The 18,568-nt window shown below is 58.8% G+C and carries 16 protein-coding genes; 8 read left to right on the forward strand and 8 right to left on the reverse strand.

Annotated features, from left to right (window positions below; all coding sequences use genetic code 11):
- Positions 1-264: 264 nt before the first annotated feature.
- Positions 265-1,476, reverse strand: a complete 1,212-nt coding sequence (gene tyrS, locus ACIQ0Q_RS03410; RefSeq protein WP_395771546.1) for a tyrosine--tRNA ligase — start codon at positions 1,474-1,476, stop codon at positions 265-267.
- A gap of 171 nt (positions 1,477-1,647) precedes the next feature.
- Here tyrS and ACIQ0Q_RS03415 point away from each other — a divergent pair, with 171 nt between their 5' ends.
- Together ACIQ0Q_RS03415 and ACIQ0Q_RS03420 are read left to right on the forward strand one after the other, a co-directional pair.
- A complete protein-coding gene (locus tag ACIQ0Q_RS03415; RefSeq protein WP_395771547.1) occupies positions 1,648-2,925 on the forward strand; it encodes a peptidoglycan DD-metalloendopeptidase family protein in 1,278 nt (425 codons plus the stop codon).
- 2 nt (positions 2,926-2,927) lie between these two features.
- The gene (locus ACIQ0Q_RS03420; protein WP_395771548.1) at positions 2,928-4,028 is read left to right on the forward strand and encodes an anhydro-N-acetylmuramic acid kinase; all 1,101 of its coding nucleotides are present in this window, start codon (positions 2,928-2,930) and stop codon (positions 4,026-4,028) included.
- Here ACIQ0Q_RS03420 and ACIQ0Q_RS03425 read toward each other — a convergent pair.
- Both ACIQ0Q_RS03425 and ACIQ0Q_RS03430 read right to left on the reverse strand, forming a co-directional pair.
- On the reverse strand, positions 4,019-5,293 hold the full coding sequence (locus ACIQ0Q_RS03425; RefSeq protein ID WP_395771549.1) for an AmpG family muropeptide MFS transporter: 1,275 nt from the start codon (positions 5,291-5,293) through the stop codon (positions 4,019-4,021). The genes ACIQ0Q_RS03420 and ACIQ0Q_RS03425 overlap by 10 nt on opposite strands.
- On the reverse strand, positions 5,293-6,060 hold the full coding sequence (locus ACIQ0Q_RS03430) for an exodeoxyribonuclease III (RefSeq protein ID WP_395771550.1): 768 nt from the start codon (positions 6,058-6,060) through the stop codon (positions 5,293-5,295). The genes ACIQ0Q_RS03425 and ACIQ0Q_RS03430 overlap by 1 nt, the downstream gene beginning before the upstream one ends.
- Before the next feature lie 62 nt (positions 6,061-6,122).
- Here ACIQ0Q_RS03430 and pyrE point away from each other — a divergent pair, with 62 nt between their 5' ends.
- Both pyrE and ACIQ0Q_RS03440 read left to right on the forward strand, forming a co-directional pair.
- Positions 6,123-6,764, forward strand: coding sequence for an orotate phosphoribosyltransferase (gene pyrE, locus ACIQ0Q_RS03435; RefSeq protein ID WP_395771551.1), 642 nt, complete (start codon positions 6,123-6,125; stop codon positions 6,762-6,764).
- 1 nt (position 6,765) lies between these two features.
- Positions 6,766-7,446: a DUF4124 domain-containing protein gene (locus ACIQ0Q_RS03440; protein WP_395771552.1), complete on the forward strand. Its 681-nt coding sequence runs from the start codon at positions 6,766-6,768 to the stop codon at positions 7,444-7,446.
- Between the two features lies 1 nt (position 7,447).
- Here the strand turns inward: ACIQ0Q_RS03440 and ACIQ0Q_RS03445 are convergent, their stop codons facing one another.
- From ACIQ0Q_RS03445 to coaBC, 3 genes are read right to left on the reverse strand one after another with little or no spacing between them, the layout of a single operon-like run.
- Positions 7,448-9,769 carry a phosphomannomutase/phosphoglucomutase gene (locus tag ACIQ0Q_RS03445; protein ID WP_395771553.1) on the reverse strand — a complete coding sequence of 774 codons (2,322 nt, stop codon included), beginning with the start codon at positions 9,767-9,769 and terminating at the stop codon, positions 7,448-7,450.
- Between the two features lie 2 nt (positions 9,770-9,771).
- Entirely contained in the window at positions 9,772-10,236 is a 465-nt protein-coding gene (dut, locus tag ACIQ0Q_RS03450; protein WP_395771554.1) for a dUTP diphosphatase, read from the reverse strand.
- On the reverse strand, positions 10,233-11,423 hold the full coding sequence (gene coaBC / locus ACIQ0Q_RS03455) for a bifunctional phosphopantothenoylcysteine decarboxylase/phosphopantothenate--cysteine ligase CoaBC (RefSeq protein WP_395771555.1): 1,191 nt from the start codon (positions 11,421-11,423) through the stop codon (positions 10,233-10,235). The genes dut and coaBC overlap by 4 nt, the downstream gene beginning before the upstream one ends.
- 93 nt (positions 11,424-11,516) lie before the next feature.
- Here coaBC and radC point away from each other — a divergent pair, with 93 nt between their 5' ends.
- The 3 genes from radC to ACIQ0Q_RS03470 all read left to right on the forward strand — a co-directional run bounded on the left by radC (position 11,517) and on the right by ACIQ0Q_RS03470 (position 14,656).
- Entirely contained in the window at positions 11,517-12,179 is a 663-nt protein-coding gene (radC, locus tag ACIQ0Q_RS03460; RefSeq protein ID WP_395771556.1) for a DNA repair protein RadC, read from the forward strand.
- 72 nt (positions 12,180-12,251) lie between these two features.
- A complete protein-coding gene (gene argS / locus ACIQ0Q_RS03465) occupies positions 12,252-14,024 on the forward strand; it encodes an arginine--tRNA ligase (RefSeq protein ID WP_395771557.1) in 1,773 nt (590 codons plus the stop codon).
- Positions 14,024-14,656 carry an SPOR domain-containing protein gene (locus ACIQ0Q_RS03470; RefSeq protein WP_395771558.1) on the forward strand — a complete coding sequence of 211 codons (633 nt, stop codon included), beginning with the start codon at positions 14,024-14,026 and terminating at the stop codon, positions 14,654-14,656. Before argS ends, ACIQ0Q_RS03470 begins: the two co-directional genes overlap by 1 nt.
- A gap of 7 nt (positions 14,657-14,663) precedes the next feature.
- On the opposite strand, the gene ACIQ0Q_RS03475 is transcribed toward ACIQ0Q_RS03470, so the two are convergent.
- The gene (locus ACIQ0Q_RS03475) at positions 14,664-15,530 is read right to left on the reverse strand and encodes an NAD(P)-dependent oxidoreductase (RefSeq protein ID WP_395771559.1); all 867 of its coding nucleotides are present in this window, start codon (positions 15,528-15,530) and stop codon (positions 14,664-14,666) included.
- 2 nt (positions 15,531-15,532) lie between these two features.
- Positions 15,533-17,428: an arginine decarboxylase gene (gene speA / locus ACIQ0Q_RS03480; protein WP_395771560.1), complete on the reverse strand. Its 1,896-nt coding sequence runs from the start codon at positions 17,426-17,428 to the stop codon at positions 15,533-15,535.
- A gap of 98 nt (positions 17,429-17,526) precedes the next feature.
- Here speA and speE point away from each other — a divergent pair, with 98 nt between their 5' ends.
- On the forward strand, positions 17,527-18,384 hold the full coding sequence (speE, locus tag ACIQ0Q_RS03485; RefSeq protein WP_395771561.1) for a polyamine aminopropyltransferase: 858 nt from the start codon (positions 17,527-17,529) through the stop codon (positions 18,382-18,384).
- The last annotated feature ends 184 nt before the right edge of the window (positions 18,385-18,568 follow it).

An 18,568-nucleotide genomic window follows, 5' to 3' on the forward strand; every position in this document is an offset into this window, starting at 1 on the left:
CCCGCACAAATTTCCTGCGCACATTTACAAAGATCATTCTGCTTACCCCGAAGGGTTCGCGCCTCGGACATTTCGTCTCGAAGTGGTCGCACAGTATGGCAGACCTTTTAAACCACGTCAACATTCGAGGTTCATTTCGAAGCGTTCACGCGATTCCTGATTCAGGCATGAGATATCAACCCGGTCGGCTAGTATAGCAACGGACACTGTGCGTTGGGAAGCCTTGTCCGCACTTTCTATCAGACCCCTAGCGGAATCTGACGCTCAGGGCATTGCCTGCAACTGGATCCGGGCGAAATTGCGCTTACCGACCTGGACAACAGCCTCGAAGCCCGGCTTGAGAACCATCTGCGCATCTTCAACGATGACGTTATCGATGCGGACGGCACGCTCTTGGATCTTGCGATTGGCCTCCGTGTTACTGGCTGCAAGCCCAGCCTGGCGGAGCACGGCAGCCAGCCTCAGGCCCTCCGCAGGAACTATCAGGATGTTGATTTTCAAGAGATTTTTGTCCGCCTCGCCGCGCACGGCGGCCTGCCAGCCCTGAATGGCGGCCTCGGCATCTGCCGGGCTATGAAAACGGGCGGCCAACTCCTGCGCCAGACGCAGCTTGGCCTCACGCGGATGCAAGTGGCCAGCAGTGGCATCGGCTTTCATGCGCACCAGCTCGGCCAACGAAACCTCGAAGCTGAGCAGCTCGAACCAGCGCCACATCAGGTCATCACCGATTCTCATGGTTTTGTTCACGATGTCGATGGCCGGCTCGTTGATGCCGATGTAATTGCCCAAGGACTTGCCCATTTTGTTGACACCGTCCAGACCTTCCAGCAAGGGCATGGTCAACACGATTTGCGGCGTCTGCCCAAAGTGCTCCTGCAGGCCACGGCCCATCAGCAGGTTGAACTTCTGGTCGGTGCCGCCGAGCTCGATATCGGCCTTGAGCGCGACCGAGTCGTAGCCCTGTACCAACGGATACAGGAATTCATGGATGGCAATCGGCAGTTGGCCCGCGAAACGCTTGGAAAAATCGTCACGCTCGAGCATGCGTGCCACAGTGATTTGCCCTGCCAGCTTGATCATATCGGCGGCGCTCATGGCATCGAACCATTCGGAATTGAAACGCAGCTCGGTCTTTTCGCGATCCAGCACCTTGAATACCTGATCGGCATAGGTTTCGGCATTAGCCAGCACATCGCCGCGCGATAACGGCTTGCGGGTCACGTTCTTGCCGGTCGGATCGCCGATCATGCCGGTGAAATCGCCGATCAGGAAAATCACCTGATGACCAAGGTCCTGAAACTGGCGCATCTTGTTGAGTAACACGGTATGTCCGAGATGCAGATCCGGGGCGGTCGGATCGAAGCCGGCCTTGACCCGCAACGGACGCCCCAGCTTCAAACGGGCCTCCAGCTCTTCGGGCTTGAGAATTTCCTGTGCGCCGCGTCCAATCAGTTCAAGTACATCCTGCATCTGCATGGTGGCAAGGCTCCGAAAATACGTTTAGGAACAGCCGCATGCGTACGCATGCGTTAATACCGTGTTAAATGCGTTAATTATGCCTGAATGCGGTGCGTGGGGGTTTGACGCGCGGCATCCGGACTGGTTATTTTAGCCTATTGCCTGAACGCTGTCCCCGAAGGACGTCCATTGCGATTGCCCAAACACCTGAACACACTCCGCAGCTGGGACCGATCCCGTTGGCAATCCACCGGACTGATGCTGTTGACCGGAATTTTCGTAGCCTCGCTGATACCGGCCCTGCAGTCGCCGCATAACTTGGCACTGGCGCCGGCGCTCGTGCACAGCCCCGATTTTTCGCGCAAAGCGCTGAATCTCGGCGCGTTCCAGTGGCAAAGCATTACGGTGGAAAAAGGCCAGACCGTCAGTGAGATTTTTGAACACATGGGACTCTCGGGCAAGTCGCTGCAACAGGTGATGACCAGCACTGCCGCCCGGGACAGCTTCCGCCGCATCCGCGACGGTGACATCCTGGAATTCGAAATCAACGGTTACGACCAGCTGCGCGCGATGCGCTTCGACCGTAGCGACCTGGAGCAGGTCAACCTGACTCTTGAAAATGGCACGGTCCGGGAGCAGATCACCCTGCGCCCACTGGAGAACCGGTTGATGGTGGCCAGCGTTGAAATCACCAGCTCGCTGTATGCCGATGCCAAGCGCGCGGGCCTGGACGGCAATGTCGTCAACCAGATCGCCAATGTGTTCAAGTACGACATCGATTTCGTCGACGATCTGCGTGATGGCGACCGATTCCAGGTCGTCTATGAACAAAGCTTCCTCGAGGGCAAGCCCTACCGTCAGGGCCATATCCGGGCCGCCCGCTTCATCAACCGCGGCAAGGAATACACAGCATTGCGCTACAACCACAATGGCCGCGAAGAATACTTCGATGCCAGCGGCCGGCCCTTGAAAAAAGTCTTGATGCGGATTCCGATTGAATTCGCACGCCTGAGCTCAACGTTCGGTATGCGCAAGCATCCCGTGCTCGGCCGCATGCGTGCCCACAAGGGTGTCGATTATGCGGCACGCACCGGTACGCCGATCATGGCCGCGGGTGATGGCCGTATTGAGCTTGCCGGCTGGAAGAACGGCTTTGGCAAGACCATCATCATCAATCATGGCCAGGGCCGCAGCACGCTGTATGGCCACATGTCGGCGTTTGGCAAATACAAACGCGGCCAGTTTGTGCCGCAGGGTGCGATCATCGGCCGTGTCGGCAGTACAGGTCTAGCCACTGGTCCGCATCTACATTATGAGTTCCGCGTCAACGGCCGACAGGTCAATCCGCTGAAGGTCACCATGCCGAAACCAGAACCGCTGCGCGGCGCGGCGCTGGCGGCATTTCGTCGCGCTACCGCACCTGCTGTGGCGATGATGGAACAATCCGCCACTACCGAGCTGCGCTGAACATGTCCTCGTCCCTGTATATCGGCCTGATGTCGGGTACCAGTCTTGATGGCATCGATGTCGCCCTGGTCGATTTCAACAATGGTGCGGAACTGCTCGCACACGGACACTGCCGGCTGCCGGCGGAGCTGACCGATAGGCTGCTGGCGCTCTCGCAATCGAATGCACCGGTCAGTCTGGAACAGGTCGGGCAGCTGGAAACCCTGCTCGGTGAAGCGTTTGCCGAAGCGGTCATGGCTTTCTGCGCCGAGCACCGTCTGTCACCGGAATCAATACGCGCCATCGGCAGCCATGGACAGACTCTGCGCCACGATCCAAAAGGTGACATTCCCTACACCCTGCAATTGGGCGATGCCAACATCCTCGCCGAGCGTACCGGTATCACTACTGTGGCTGATTTCCGGCGGCGCGACGTTGCCGCCGGTGGCCAAGGTGCGCCGCTGGTGCCCGCCTTCCACGCCGCGCTGTTCAGTGAAGCCGGGCAGAATCGCGCGGTGGTCAATATTGGCGGCATCGCCAATGTCACCCTGTTATCGGGTGATGGCCGTCTCAGCGGTTTTGATTGCGGTCCCGGCAATGGCCTGATGGACGCCTGGTGCCGCAAACACTGGGGCATCGCTTTCGATGCCGAGGGTCGCAAGGCCGCTCTTGGTGCCGCTGATGCCGAACTGCTCGAACGCCTGCTGTCGGATCCCTGGCTGCAGCTAGCGCCACCGAAAAGCACCGGGCGCGACTATTTCCAGCTCGATTGGCTCGACTATCATCTGCGGGGCTTGCAGCTGTCGCCGGAAAGCGTGCTGTGCACGCTGAACGTGTTTACCGCACGCGCCATCGCGGAGGCAATTCAGCTTTATGACCGCACACCGGAATTGGTATTTGTATGCGGCGGCGGCGTGCACAACACCCTACTAATGCAACATCTGCAGGCACTGCTGACCTGCCCGGTCCAATCAACAGCAGCATTGGGCGTTAACCCGGATTACGTGGAAGCAATGGCTTTCGCTTGGCTGGCCAAACAATGCCTCGAAAGCCTGTCCGGCAATGTCGTAGAGGTCACTGGTGCCGCCGGGCCGCGCATTCTCGGAGCTATTTATCAGGCCTGATTGGTTCCGAGGCCAATCCGCTTCCAGAGCCAGGCCAGCAGCAGCAAGGCGGGAATCACCGATACGGCGCTGATCAGGAAAAACGCCGAATAGCTGCTGTGCTCGACGATGTAACCCGAGAAGCCGCCGACGAACTTGCCCGGAAGATTGGCCAGCGAAACCAACAACGCATATTGCGTGGCGGTGAAATTCTGGTGGGTCAAGCTGGACATGAATGCCACCAATACGGTCCCGGCAAAACCCTGCGCTAGATTGTCGGCGGTGATGGCAGCGAAAAATGCCCAAATCTCCGATGGATTCTGCGCCATCAACAGAAACACAAGATTCGACAATGCCACGCCGACTGCCGCTACTGCCAGTAGTTTACGGATATCGAACGCCGCCACGCATACACCACCGAGGAACGCGCCGCCGATACCCAGCCAGACCCCATAAAGTTTCGAAACGTTCGCAATATCAGCTTTGGTGTAGCCTGAGTCGAGATAGAATGGACCGGCCAACACGCCGATCATCTGATCCGGAAATTTGTAAAGCCCGACGAACACCAGAAAAGCTAGTGCTAACATTACTCCGTTGCGCGAGAAAAATTCGCGGAACGGTTCGATGAATGCTTCCGTCAGACTGACCTTGCGGATCGCAACGCGGGCTTCGGGCTCGCGCGCGAGCAGCGTGGCTGCCAATGGTAACAGCATAAGCAGCGCCATCACGGCATAGGTAATCTGCCACCCGAACAGCTCGGCAAAATAAAGTGCCATAGCCCCGCCAAGAATCAAGCCGATGCGGTAACCCAGCGTGTAAGTTGCGGCCAATGCGCCTTGCGCATGCGGTTCAACGATTTCGATGCGGTAGGCATCCACCAGGATGTCCTGTGTAGCCCCCGCAAATGCCGCCAATGCCACGAATGCGATCAGCGTTGACAGCTGCGCTGCTGGATTGGTGTAGGCCATTGCCAGCAGAGACAACATCAGCAACAGCTGAGAGGTGAACAACCAGCCGCGCCGGCGCCCGAGAAACGGCAAGGCGTATCGGTCAAGAATCGGTGCCCAAAGGAATTTCAGGACATAGAAAAAACTCGCGAAGCTGAGTAGACCAATCAGACTGAGCCCCAGTCCGATATCTCGCAACCAGGTCGATAGCGTACCGCCGACGATCAGCAGGAACGGCAGGCCGCAACCGAATCCGAAGAACAGCAGGGTCGCCGCTGATGGTGTGCCGAAGGCGCGCTTGATGCCCTGCCAGCCTTTATAAGATTGCGTTTCACTCATCAGTCGTAGTCCACGGTAAAGGGGGCATGATCAGAGAACTTCGGTTCGGCGGTAATAGTGCATTCGCGTAGCATCGGCTTGAGGTTGGGGCTGACCATCTGGTAATCAATGCGCCAGCCGACATTCTTGGCGCGTGCCGCACCGCGCTGGCTCCACCAGGTGTAGTCTTGGCCACTCGGCCGGAGCGTGCGGTAACTGTCAACCCAGCCATCCTGCACGGTCAATGCCGTCATCCATTCGCGCTCCTCGGGCAGAAATCCGGAATTCTTGGCATTCGACTTGGCATTGCGGATATCCATCGCGGTGTGCGCGATGTTCCAGTCGCCACAGAGCACGACTTTTCGGCCGCCGGTGAGCATCGCCTTGAACTTCGGACGGATCCAGTCCATGACTTCGAATTTGAAATGCTGGCGCACTTCCGCGGATGAGCCCGAAGGCAGGTACAACGAAACCACCGACAGCTCGCCGAAGTGTGCTTCGATGTAGCGCCCCTCCTCATCGAAAGGCGCCCAACCCAATCCGGTAATCACGGCATCCGGAGTATTCCGGCAATAAATGGCGACACCGGAATAGCCTTTCTTGGTGCTGGCGTCACGAAAGAAGGCATGATAGCCCGCAGGGCGGAACAGGCCGTCGCCGAGCTGGTGCTCCTGCGCCTTGGTTTCCTGAACGCAGAGGATATCGGCACCCTGCCCGGCAAGCCAGCCGAAGAATCCTTTGCTGGCTGCGGAGCGGATGCCATTGGCATTGAAGCTGATGATTCGCATGCGGGTCAACTGCTGATAAACTTGCCTCAAGATTAGCCGAATGCACGAGTGAAGTGGGGAAAATGCAAATTTACCAGCAGCAGTTCCTGGAGTTGGCCGTGCGCAGACAGGTGCTGCGATTCGGGGAGTTCACTCTGAAATCGGGCCGTATCAGTCCTTATTTCTTCAATGCTGGCTTGTTCGACGATGGCGACAGCCTGAATCAGGTCAGCGAAGCCTATGCCGCCCGTATCCTCGATTGCGGCGTGGCTTTCGACATGCTGTTCGGTCCAGCCTATAAAGGGCTGCCGCTGGCGACCGGCGCTGCCATCGCCCTGGCGCGCCAGGGCTGCAACGTCCCAGTGGCGTTCAACCGTAAGGAAGCCAAAAACCATGGTGAGGGTGGTAGCCTGATCGGCGCGCCGGTTCGCGGCAGAGTTCTGATCATCGATGATGTCATTACCGCCGGCACCGCCATCCGGGAATCCATTGACATCATCCACGCCCAAGGCGCGGACGTAGCAGGCATCATCATTGCCCTGGACCGCCAGGAGAAAGGTAAAGATACGGAGTTTTCAGCCAGCCAGGAAATCCAACAGCAGTTCGGATTTCCGGTATTCAGTATCATCGGACTCAATGAACTACTGTCCTTCGTTGAAGACCGGGCTGAGCTTGCACAATACCGACAGGCATTGCAGAATTACCGCAACCACTACGGAATCTGAAATGTCGAATGTCAAACTGCTAGTATCAGTTTTCTTAGGTGCCACACTGATTGCCGGCGTTGCCGCACAGGAAAAGAAGATATACCGCTGGGTTGATAAAGACGGCAAAGTCCAGATCAGTGACCAGCTACCGCCGGATGCTGTCGACAAAGCACGCAAGGAATACAACGCAAAAACCGGCTCGCTCAAGAATGACGTGCAGAGCCAACTCTCGCCCGCCGAGAAGGCGGCAGCCGAGCATCAGGCGCAGGCGGAAGCGGCCGTCATGGCAGAAGCCGAAAAGGCCAAACGCATCGAGCAAAGCATGCTGATTAACTATGCAACCGAACAGGACCTGCAGCGCTTTTTCGATGAGCGTACCGATTTGCTCAAACAGACCATTATCTCGCTGAAAGCAAGCATCCAATCGCGGCGCGCGTTCCTAATTAGCAGCTTGAATGAAATGAGCGAGGCCGAGATCAATGGCCAGACCCTGGATGCCGGAAAACTCAAGATGCTGGCCGAAACGCAGGCGCTGGTCGCGGAACAGACTGCTCAGATGGACCGGCTCAATGTCAGCTACCGCGCCTTGCAGGCCGAGTTTGCAAAGACCCTGGATAAATACCGTAGCATGAAGGCGGAGGCCGATAGCCGGCGTATAGTACTGCCGGTTGATGCCGGCGCCGCGCCGGCACAACCCTGAGTCAGAACGGCAAAACCATATCCGGCTTCAAGGCTAGCAATTGCAGACGGAAAGCCTCTTGGATGCGTACCAGAGTCGCATCGTCATTGGCTTCGAAACGCAGCACCAGCACCGGCGTGGTGTTGGACGCCCGCACCAAGCCCCAGCCGTCCGGCCAGTCGGCACGCACGCCATCGATCAAGCTGATGCGCGCACCCTCGAAGCGGGCCTGTTCCACAAAACGGGTGATGAAGACATGCTGCTCGCCTTCGGTGACTTCCGCCTTCAATTCCGGTGTCGATACCAACTTGGGCAGTTCTTCGAACTTGGCTTGAATACCCTCCGGCGCGGCTGCAAGAATCTCAAGCAGACGTGCGGCGGCATAAATACCGTCATCGAACCCGAACCAGCGCTCGCTGAAGAAAAAATGCCCGCTCATCTCGCCGGCCAGCTCGGCATGGGTTTCCTTCATCTTGGCTTTGATCAGGGAGTGGCCGGTTTTCCACATCAAAGGACTACCGCCGTTGCGCAGGATATGGCCCTGCAGTGCACCGGTACATTTGACATCATAGATGATGGCCGCGCCCGGATTGCGGCTGAGCACGTCTTCGGCAAACAGCATCAAGAGGCGATCGGCGAAAATGACCTCGCCTGAGCGGGTGACCACGCCCAGGCGGTCGCCGTCGCCGTCAAAAGCCAGCCCGATATCGGCTCCACTGTGCTTCACCATGTCGATCAGATCGAGCAGGTTTTCCGGGTCGCTCGGATCGGGATGGTGATTGGGAAAATTACCATCGACTTCGCAGTACAGTTCCTCGACCTCGGCGCCGATGGCCCGCAGAACCTGTGGGGCAACCGCGCCCGGTACGCCGTTGCCGCAGTCAACCACCACTTTCAGCGGCTGCGCGATATGGACATCCTTGGCGATGCGGTTGATGTATTCCGGAATGATGTCTTTCTGGCGAACCTGTCCGGGGTTATCGGCACGGATGATTTTCTTGTCGATGATGCGGTTGAAGATGTCCATTATGGCATCGCCGGAAAGCGTGTGGCCGTCAATGACGATTTTCAGACCGTTGTAATCCGGTGGATTGTGCGAGCCGGTTACCGAGATGCCACTGGTGAACTCGCCAGTATTGGCGGCGAAATAGACCAGCGGTGTCGGCACCTGACCGATGTTGATGACTTCGATGCCGGTGGATGCGAGCCCTTCGCAGAGGCCGTCCGCCATCGCCGGCGAAGATAGCCTGCCATCGAAGCCGACGATGATGCCGCGCAGACCTTTTTCAACCAGAATGCTACCGACCGCCTCACCGACTTTGCACGCGATTCCAGCATCGAGATTGACGCCGATGATTCCGCGGATGTCATAAGCCCTGAAAATCGAGCGGTCCAACAGGACTTTCGACTGCACCGACTCCTTGATATTGAACTCCGGCACCGGCGGTGCCTGTGCCGCAATTACACCGGCTTGCTGCAGCTGCTCCAGGGTCATGTCCGTGCCATCATTTTCCGCGACGATGGTTTTCAGGCCATTACGCCGCTGCAAATATCCCGGCGCAAACCAACAACCGATACTGAGCAGCAAGAAAAATCCGCTGAAGGCCAGCTCGGCGATGCCGCCCGTGCTGAATAGACCTTTTTTCGCCAGCGGTGCCGACGCCACTACCCGCCAAGGGGTTTCGGCGATGGGGACCGCATTGATTTCCGCCGTGCTAGCCAGTGTCACATCGCCATGACTCAGTACATCGGTCTGACCCTGGCGCAGGCCGAGATAACTCTGCTTTTGTTGGGTTACGTCGAATACGCCAGTCATCGTGCTCATCGGAAGCTGCACGTAAACCAGACGTATGTCAGGCTCCGCGCCGACTGCTTTGGCCAAGCCCAATCGATGGCCACCATCTGCCTGGATAATGCGGACCGCAACCTGCTGGTCATTGGTGGCAGCTTCAAGCAGGGCCAAACGACCGGCACCGAATCGCGCAATATCATCATAAGCCATTGCCAGACCGGGAGCATATACCGCGACCACCTCTGCACTCTTGAATTCCTGCTTGAAGGCCTGCACGATTAACGCCTGATCAGTCAGTACGGTCACCGGTTCCACATTCTTCTGTGCCTGCATCATCCGGTTGATCAGCGTATTGCTGCGCGCGGCAACCGCAGCTGCACCGGCATCACGTGCGGTGACGATGTCACGCTCGTTCTTGTTCTGCATATACAGGTCGAAGCCTTTGAATCCGAACCAGAGGCCAAGCAGAATGAAAAGCAGCGTGGCGGTTTGCCAGGGATGCTGCTGCACCCAAGTGCGCATGCGTTCAACGCGGGAATTCATTGCGGTCATGTTCAAGCGACTCCTGTATGGCCGAATCCACCCTGGCCACGCGCACTCTCGGCGAACTGCTCGACGTGACGGAATTGCGCCCGCAACACGGGCATGAAAACCAGCTGGGCGATGCGATCGCCGGGTTGGATGGTCTGCGCCGCGCTACCACGGTTCCAGAGACTGACCATGAGCGGACCCTGGTAGTCGGCATCAATCAGCCCGACGCTGTTACCAAGCACCAGCCCCTGTTTATGGCCGAGTCCGGAGCGCGGCAGAATGTGCGCACAGACACCGGCATCGCCGATATGGATGGCCATGCCGGTGGGAATCAGGGAGCAATCGCCCGGCTGAAGCGTCAGCGCCTGGTCCAGCATCGCCCGCAGATCCAGACCCGCCGAATGCGCGGTCGCATATTCCGGCAACGGAAATTCAATGCCCAAACGGGCATCGAGGATGCGGAAGTCGACTTGCAGGGCATGGTTCATGGCAGTTTCTCCAACAGGATGTCCAGGAGCGCATCGGCAGCCTGGCGTTTGGTGGTAAGTGGAATGGCGTAACGACCGGAACGGGTGAACACAGTCAGTGCATTATGATTGCTCTCAAACCCCGATCCGGACAGGCCAACAACATTGGCAGCAATGGCATCGAGGCCCTTGTTCCGCATTTTTTCCTGTGCGTATTCATCAAGGTTCTCGGTTTCTGCGGCAAATCCAACCACATGCCTCGGGCGCATGGGGTTGCCTGAAACCGCGGCCAGAATATCCGGCGTGCGCTCAAGCACAAGCACGACGTCGGCGTCGAATTTCTTGATTTTAGCGGTACTGACGGTCTTCGGCCGGTAATCGGCCACTGCTGCAGTCGCAATGAAGGTATCGATTCCAGCAAGCCCAGCCATGACCGCATCATGCATCTGTGCGGCGCTGCGGACATCGATACGGTGCACGCCTGACGGCGTCGTGAGCATGACAGGACCGGCTACCAACGTCACCTTCGATCCCTTCGCCACGGCCGCTTCGGCAATGGCGAAGCCCATCTTTCCAGAACTGCGGTTGCCGATAAAACGCACTGGATCGAGATCTTCATAGGTCGGACCGGCCGTGATCAGCAAATGCCTTCCGTGCCAAGAGCCGACATTATCCGCCAGCGCGTCAATGAGCTGCTCCGGCTCGAGCATCCTACCCTGGCCGGTTTCGCCACAGGCCTGCTCGCCGCTGTCCGGCCCGTGGATGCGGAAACCGCGTCCACGCAGTGCCGCCACATTGGCCTGCGTCGCGGCATTGGCCCACATTACCCGGTTCATCGCCGGCGCCAGATGTACCGGCGCTTCGGTGGCCAGACAGAGCGTGCTCAGCAAATCATTGGCGTGCCCCCCGGCAAAGCGCGCCAAAGCATCGGCACTGGCGGGGGCCACCAGAATCAGATCAGCCCAACGCGCCAGCTCGATATGGCTCATGGCCGCCTCGGCGGCCTCGTCCCAAAGACTGGAACGCACCGGGTGGCCGGACAGCGCCTGCAGGGTGGTCGATGTCACGAAACGTTCGGCGGCAGCCGTCATCACCACACGCACCTCTGCCCCAGCCCTGCGCAGGCCGCGCACAAGCTCGGCGCATTTATAGGCGGCAATACCCCCGGTAATGCCCAATAAAACATGCTTACCGTTCAATACGGCCACCCAGTTTCCCCGACACGGTCTTACGTATCAGTTTAACCGAAAAGCCAGCGGATTCCGACAGATGCGGGTAACTGAACGCAGCAAACTGCCTGCATGGACAAACCCGCACAACCGGAATGGATAAGCCTTCAGAACAAGGCACTGGCGCATGGCATCGGCGCACTCAGCCAGCATGAACTGCTGCAGCTGATCGGCGCACCACAACGCGGTGCCGTGATTTTGCCTGAAGAGGCTTCCGGCATCGATGCCCTCAGGGCGTTGAAGCAAAACGCCATTGGCGAATTCAGCCGTGACTACCATATCGGCATTGGAACAGCCTGTAAATTGGCCGCTAGCCTGGAGCTCGGCACACGCTATTGGTGCCAGCCCCTGCGGCCGGGGCAGGCGCTGAACGATCCCGAACAGGTCCGCCATTGGCTGAGGACCGAGCTGCGCGACCGTCCGCGGGAAATTTTCGGTTGTCTGTTCCTAGATGCGCGCCATCGTCTGATCCGTTACGAGGAGCTTTTTGCAGGAAGTCTGGACGGTGCCGAAGTCCATCCACGGGTAGTCGTACAGCAAGCCCTCCGGAATCAGGCGGCGGCGGTGCTGCTGGTGCACAATCACCCCAGTGGGCATCCGGAACCGAGCGCGGCCGACCACGCACTGACCGTGAGAATGAAACAGGCGCTGATGCTGGTGGATATTCGGGTACTCGATCATTTCATCGTTGCCGGAAATACGGTAACCTCCTTCGCTGAACGCGGCTGGCTCTAAATTCCACACGGATGCGCCCGCCCGCCGGTTCGGGCTACAATAACGGACTCCCATGGAATCCGAATCCCTCCCGTGAAAGACCATCTCCGTGAACTGGTGGCGCAAGCCCTTCTCGATCTGCGCCGCGAGGGCAAAATTCCCGCCGACCTGGAATTGCCCGAGTACGTCATCGAGCGCACCAAATCGCGTGAACATGGGGATTACGCCACCAACATTGCCCTGCTGCTGGCTAAACGCATCGGCATGAACCCGATGGCACTGGCTGAAACCCTGATCGGGAGCATGGATGCCAATGATGAATCCAAGCACATCGAAAAAGTGGCCGTGGCCAAACCGGGCTTCATCAATTTCACCATTTCACGGCGCTGCCTGCTGTCTACCGTCCGCCGCGTCTTCGAGGCCGGCGCCGAATTCGGCCGGCAACCGGCCAACTCGCGGGAATCGGTCACCGTGGAATTCGTTTCTGCCAATCCGAACGGTCCCCTACATGTCGGACACGGACGTGGCGCCGCCTACGGAGCGACCGTCGCCAATCTGCTGGAAGCCGCCGGCCACAGCGTCCAGCGCGAATACTACGTCAATGACGCCGGCCGCCAGATGGACATCCTCGCTATCAGCGTCTGGCTCCGCTACCACGAACTGTGCGGCGTGGCCGTGCGTTTCCCCGACAACGGCTACAAGGGCGACTACGTCATTGATATCGCCCGTGCGCTGCGCGCCCAGGAAGGCGACCGTCTGCGCTTCGGAGCCATCGACATCTTCGACGGCGTGCCCGATGACGAAGGCCAGGGCGGCGACAAGGAAAAACACGTCGATGCCCTGATTGCCAATGCCCGTCGTCTACTCGGCGACAGTGACTACCGGCTTGTGTTCAATGCCGGCCTGGATTTCTGCCTGACCGACATCCGAAACGACCTGCATGGCTTCGGTGTTGACCACAACAGTTTCTTTTCCGAACGCTCACTCAGCATCGACGGCTATGTACAACGGGCGATCGACATTCTGCGGGCGAATGGCCATCTGTACGAGCAGGAGGGGGCCCTGTGGTTCCGTGCCACCGATTTTGGCGACGACAAGGATCGCGTAGTCATCCGCGACAATGGCATATCCACCTACTTCGCCTCCGATATCGGCTACCTGCTGTCGAAATTCGAACGCGGCTTCGAACGTGCGCTATACATCTTTGGTGCCGACCACCATGGTTATATCGTGCGCCTGAAAGCAGCTGCCAAAGGCCTGGGTCTGGATGAATCCAAGATCGAAATTCAGCTGGTGCAGTTTGCCATCCTTTACCGCGGCGGCGAGCGTGTACAGATGTCGACCCGCGCAGGCAGCTTCGTGACCTTGCGTGAACTGCGCGAGGAAGTCGGCAATGATGCCGCACGCTTTTTCTACGTAATGCGCAGCAACGACCAGCATCTGGATTTCGACCTCGATCTGGCCAAAAGCCATTCGAAAGAAAATCCGGTGTATTACATCCAATACGCGATCACCCGCTCCGCCGGCCTGTTCCGCAAGCTCCATGAAAAACAGCGGAGCTATAACGACAGCATGGCCGTAGCCAACCGCGAGCTGATGGACAGCGACGCCGAAACGGTGCTGCTCGGCGAACTGATGCGCTTCCCAGAAGTCATCGAATCGGCGGCCGCCAACCGCGCCCCGCAGATTCTGGCGAATTATCTGCGCGAAACCGCTAATGCCTTCCATTCGTTCTACGAGAACTGTGACATTCTGAGTGAAGACGAAGCCATCCGCAGCGCCCGTCTCGGACTGTGTAAAGCAAGCGCGCAAGTGCTCGGCAACGGCCTGGCCTTGCTGGGCGTGTCCGCACCGGAGCGTATGTAATGGCGAAGAAAGTGCAGGCGCGTCGACAGGGCCGTAAAGGTACACCGGCCTTGGCCTGGCTGCTGGCCGGATTGCTGATTGGCGCCTTGGCTTACTTCGGCTACCTGCAATTCAAGCGGATGAGCACACCGCCAGCGGGAGATGTGCCTGTACCCCAGGCAGGTAAAACCATGGATGATGAAGCTGAACCCGGCCTTGAGCCACCGGCCAGCGGCACAGACGATGGCGTACTCGACACCGATTACAGCTTTTATGATGTCCTGCCGTCACAGGAAACGGTCGATGTACCGGAGGCCGAAGCTCCGGATCCGACAGCACCTGTGGCGGATAGCGCCGAGACGAACCCGGAGAGCACGCTAACCATACAGACGCCGGCTGAAGTAGCGAAACCTGCCGAGGAAGCACGTTATCTGCTGCAAGCGGGTGCTTTCGAGAGCAGTGCCGATGCCGATGACTTGAAAGCACGGATCGCCATGGCCGGGGAAACAGCGCGCGTGGAAAGCGCGGAAGTGAATGATAAAAGGGTGTATCGTGTCCGGCTTGGGCCGTATCCCAACGCAAGGGCGGCGGATGCCGCCAAAGCCAATCTCGCCGGAATCGGCATCTCTGCCGTCAGCATCAGAATCAAATAATTCCGGATCAGTTTCCGCGCTTGAGGCGGATTAGGGCCGAGGTATCTTCCTCACCATAACCGGCTTCAACCAGTGTCGCGTAATCATCCAGACTCCGCTCGACCACGCTGTACTGACGGCCGAGCGCCTCGGCCATGGCCTGCACGATGCGAAGATCTTTCAACAGCAGCGCCGATTTGAATCCGGGGGTATAGTTACCGGCCATCATGGTCGCACCGCGTTTATCGAGGAACCAATTACCAGCGGCGCCGGCGGCCAAAGTCGGCACCAGCGATTCCGGCTTCAGGCCGAGCGCTTCGCCAAAGGCCAATCCTTCGCAAACAGCCTGCGCGATGCCGGCCACCAGCACTTGGTTGACTGCCTTAGTGGCCTGCCCGGCGCCGGTCGGCCCCATATGCGTGACACGTAGCGCGTAAGCCGACAGCAACTCCTGAGCATGCGTCAGGACATCGGCATCGCCACCAACCATCACCGACAACTTGCCGTTGCGCGCACCCTCGACACCGCCGGACACCGGCGCATCCAGAAAGGCGATTCCGGATTCCGCCAACAGTGCGGCGGCGGCCAGTGCGGTTTCGCGGGCCACGGTGGAATGGTCGATGACCAAGGATCCGGGCGTCAGAACACCGGCAAGATCCCGGCAGCATTGCATCACGTCCGCATCCATCGACACGCACAACACCACCGCATCGCATCCGGTGAAATCGGAAGGCGCAATCGCGGCCGTGACGCCGAGCTGGGTAGCCAATGCTTCAGCCTTCTGCGGTGTGCGGTTGCCGACTGCGGCGAGCAACCCCTTGGCCTGCAGATGGCCGGCCATGGGACCGCCCATGGCACCGAGACCGATGAATCCGACGCGGGTGATGCGACTCATGTTCAGACTCCGTGCGGGGTTTCTTCAAGATAGGTGTAGCCGGTCAGGCCCGCTTCAAGTGCCGCCAAAGCAGCGGATGCGGCACCGGCTTGCAAACCGGCATGCTCGACCAGATGCCGATAGCGTGCGCGCAATTCATCCAGCCGATAGCCGACGTAATCCAGCATGACATCGGTGGTATCGCCTTTGCGCTGACGTTCGATGCGGTAGCCACCGAGCGCATCCAGACTGACGTTGGCGGTGTCGGTATCGCCGAACAGATTGTGGATGTCGCCCAGGGTTTCCTGATAGGCCCCGACCATGAATACGCCCAGGCGGTAGCTCTCCCCCTGTTTCAGGGCATGAACCGGCAGCGAATGGCCGAGCGTCTGCGACTGCACATAGATATCGACCCGGCCGTCGGAGTCGCAGGTCAGGTCGGCGATGACGCCATGCCGCTCCGGGCGTTCGTCGAGACGTGCGATCGGCATGATCGGGAACACCTGGTCGATGGCCCAGACATCGGGAATGGATTCGAACACGGAAAAATTGACGAAGTATTTATCCACCAGCCGCTCGTCGAGCTCGTCGAGCACCTCGCGATGGCTTTTGTCGTCCGGATTCAACTGCCGACGTACCGCATGCGCGATGGCATAGAACAGATCGTCGAGCAGGGCGCGGTCGTCCAGACCGAGCTGGCCATGTGCGAACAGAGCCTGCCCCTCGGCAAGGTAATGCTGGGCTTCGAGGTAGACCTCCAGCGCAGTACGGCTGTCGATGCAGCGCACCAAATCGCGCAGATGTTTGATGACTAGCGGCTCACCTGTGCGCGCGTCCGGCACGGCACCGTCTGGCGCCTGCTCCACTTCCGAAACATTCACCACCATCATCGCATGGTGGGCGGTCATCGCGCGGCCGGCTTCGGTAATCATCCGCGGTTCCGGAATGCCGTGTTCTGCGCAGGCTTCCTGCAGAGGTTGGATGAGCGTCTGGGCGAACTGCTCGAGACGGTAATTGATCGAGCAGGCACCGCGTGAACGCGTGCCTTCGTAATCGACACCCAGGCCGCCACCGGAATCCATGAAACGGATCATGCAGCCGGCTTTGCTGAGCTCGACGAAATAGCGCACGGCCTCACGCATCCCGGCGGCGATGTCGCGCAGATTGGAGATCTGCGAACCCATATGAAAATGCAGGAGCTGCAGACACTCGAGCTGGCCGGCGGCGCGCAGGCGCGCGACCAGATCAAGCACCTGCCGGGGCGACAAACCAAACTTGGCTTTGTCGCCGCCGGAATTTTGCCATTTGCCGGCACCCAGCGTGGACAGACGCAGTCGCACGCCGATACCCGGCATGACACCGAGCTTGGCCGCTTCCTGCAGGATCATGTCGAGCTCGGAGGGCTTCTCGACCACGATGGTGGTGTCGAAACCGAGCTGCTTGCCAAGCAGCGCCAGATGGATGAACTCGCGGTCTTTATAGCCGTTGCAGACGATGACACTGCCGGGCTTGGCCAGTCCGAGTACCGCCATCAACTCGGGCTTCGATCCAGCTTCTAGACCGAATTGCTCGCTGCCGGCGGCAGCCAGCACCCCGGCTACGCCGAAATGCTGGTTGACCTTGATCGGATAGACCGCGGTGTAGCCACCCTTGTAGCCCAGATGGCCCATCCCGGCATTGAAGGCGCGCTGCATGGCCTGCAGCCGGTGCGGCAGAATATCGGAAAAGCGCAGCAACAGCGGCAGCTTGACCCCATCGGCGCAGGCCTTCTCGATCAGTTCGGGAATCGGCAGACGCGGCCCCTCCGGACCGAGTGGCTGCGCACAGACACGCCCGCGGTCATCGACATCGAAATAGCCCTCCGACCAGAACGGCATGGAATATAGCTGTTTGGCGTCGTTGACCGACCAAGCGTTCATGGGCAGGAATCCTCTTTTGGGATGCGTATTGTACCCCCCGAGGCCGGTTATCGGATACAATGCGCCTCACTTTTTACCGCCTTCAGGACACCTCCGCCATGGCAGACTCCACCTGGTTTTACGAGAACTTCGAGCATACCGGATCGGCCATCGGTTTCCGTACCGTGCGCAAACTTGACGAGGTGCAGTCACCCTTCCAGAAGATTGAGATTTTCGAAACCACTGATTTCGGCAATCTAATGGTGATTGACGGCGCGATGATGGTGAGTACGCGTGAGAATTTCTTTTATCACGAGATGATGTCGCACGCCGCGATCTTCACGCATGCCGCGCCTAAAGACATTGTCATCATCGGTGGCGGCGATTGCGGTACTCTGCGCGAGTGCCTGAAACATGCCGAGGTCGAAACCGTCGTCCAATGCGACATCGATGAGCAGGTCACCCGTATGGCCGAGAAATACTTTCCAGAGCTGTGCGAAAGCAACAACGATCCGCGTGCCACCGTGATGTTCGATGACGGCATCGCCTACATGGCCGCTGCCGAACCGGAAAGCATCGACATCATCATCGTCGACTCGACCGACCCGGTCGGCCCGGCCGAAGGCCTGTTCAATCGGGCTTTTTATGAAACCTGTTTCAAGGCATTACGCCCCGAAGGCCTGCTGGTGCAGCAGAGCGAATCTCCGTTGGCGCTGATGAATCTGATCCAGGACATGATTGCGGCAATGGCCGATGCCGGCTTCCGCGGCTTCAGGACTTTGCCGTTTCCTCAGCCGTGCTATCCGACAGGGTGGTGGAGCTGCACCATCGCCGCCAAAAACGGCCGCGATCTCACCACTTTCCGCAATGATGCCGCCGCGGGCAAGACTTTCCGTACCGAGTACTACAATGCCGGCATCCATCACGGCGCACTGCTGCAGCCGGAACTGCTCAAGCGCGCCTTGAAACAGAGCTGAAAAAAGCCCCACATGCCAGGGGAAGCATGCGGGGCCAGGGTTTAAAGAAGGTGGCCGGGGAAAGCCAATCTTCTTTGATTGCCTCGGGGGGAGACAACCAACAAGCCTTGCGCTTGTTATGTGTAGTTAATCACACTCAGGGTAAATGAGTGGTGAGCCAGACCCCAGAAACTGTAAACTCTTT

The organism is Arenimonas sp. (genome assembly GCF_044348765.1).
Lineage (GTDB): Bacteria > Pseudomonadota > Gammaproteobacteria > Xanthomonadales > Xanthomonadaceae > Arenimonas.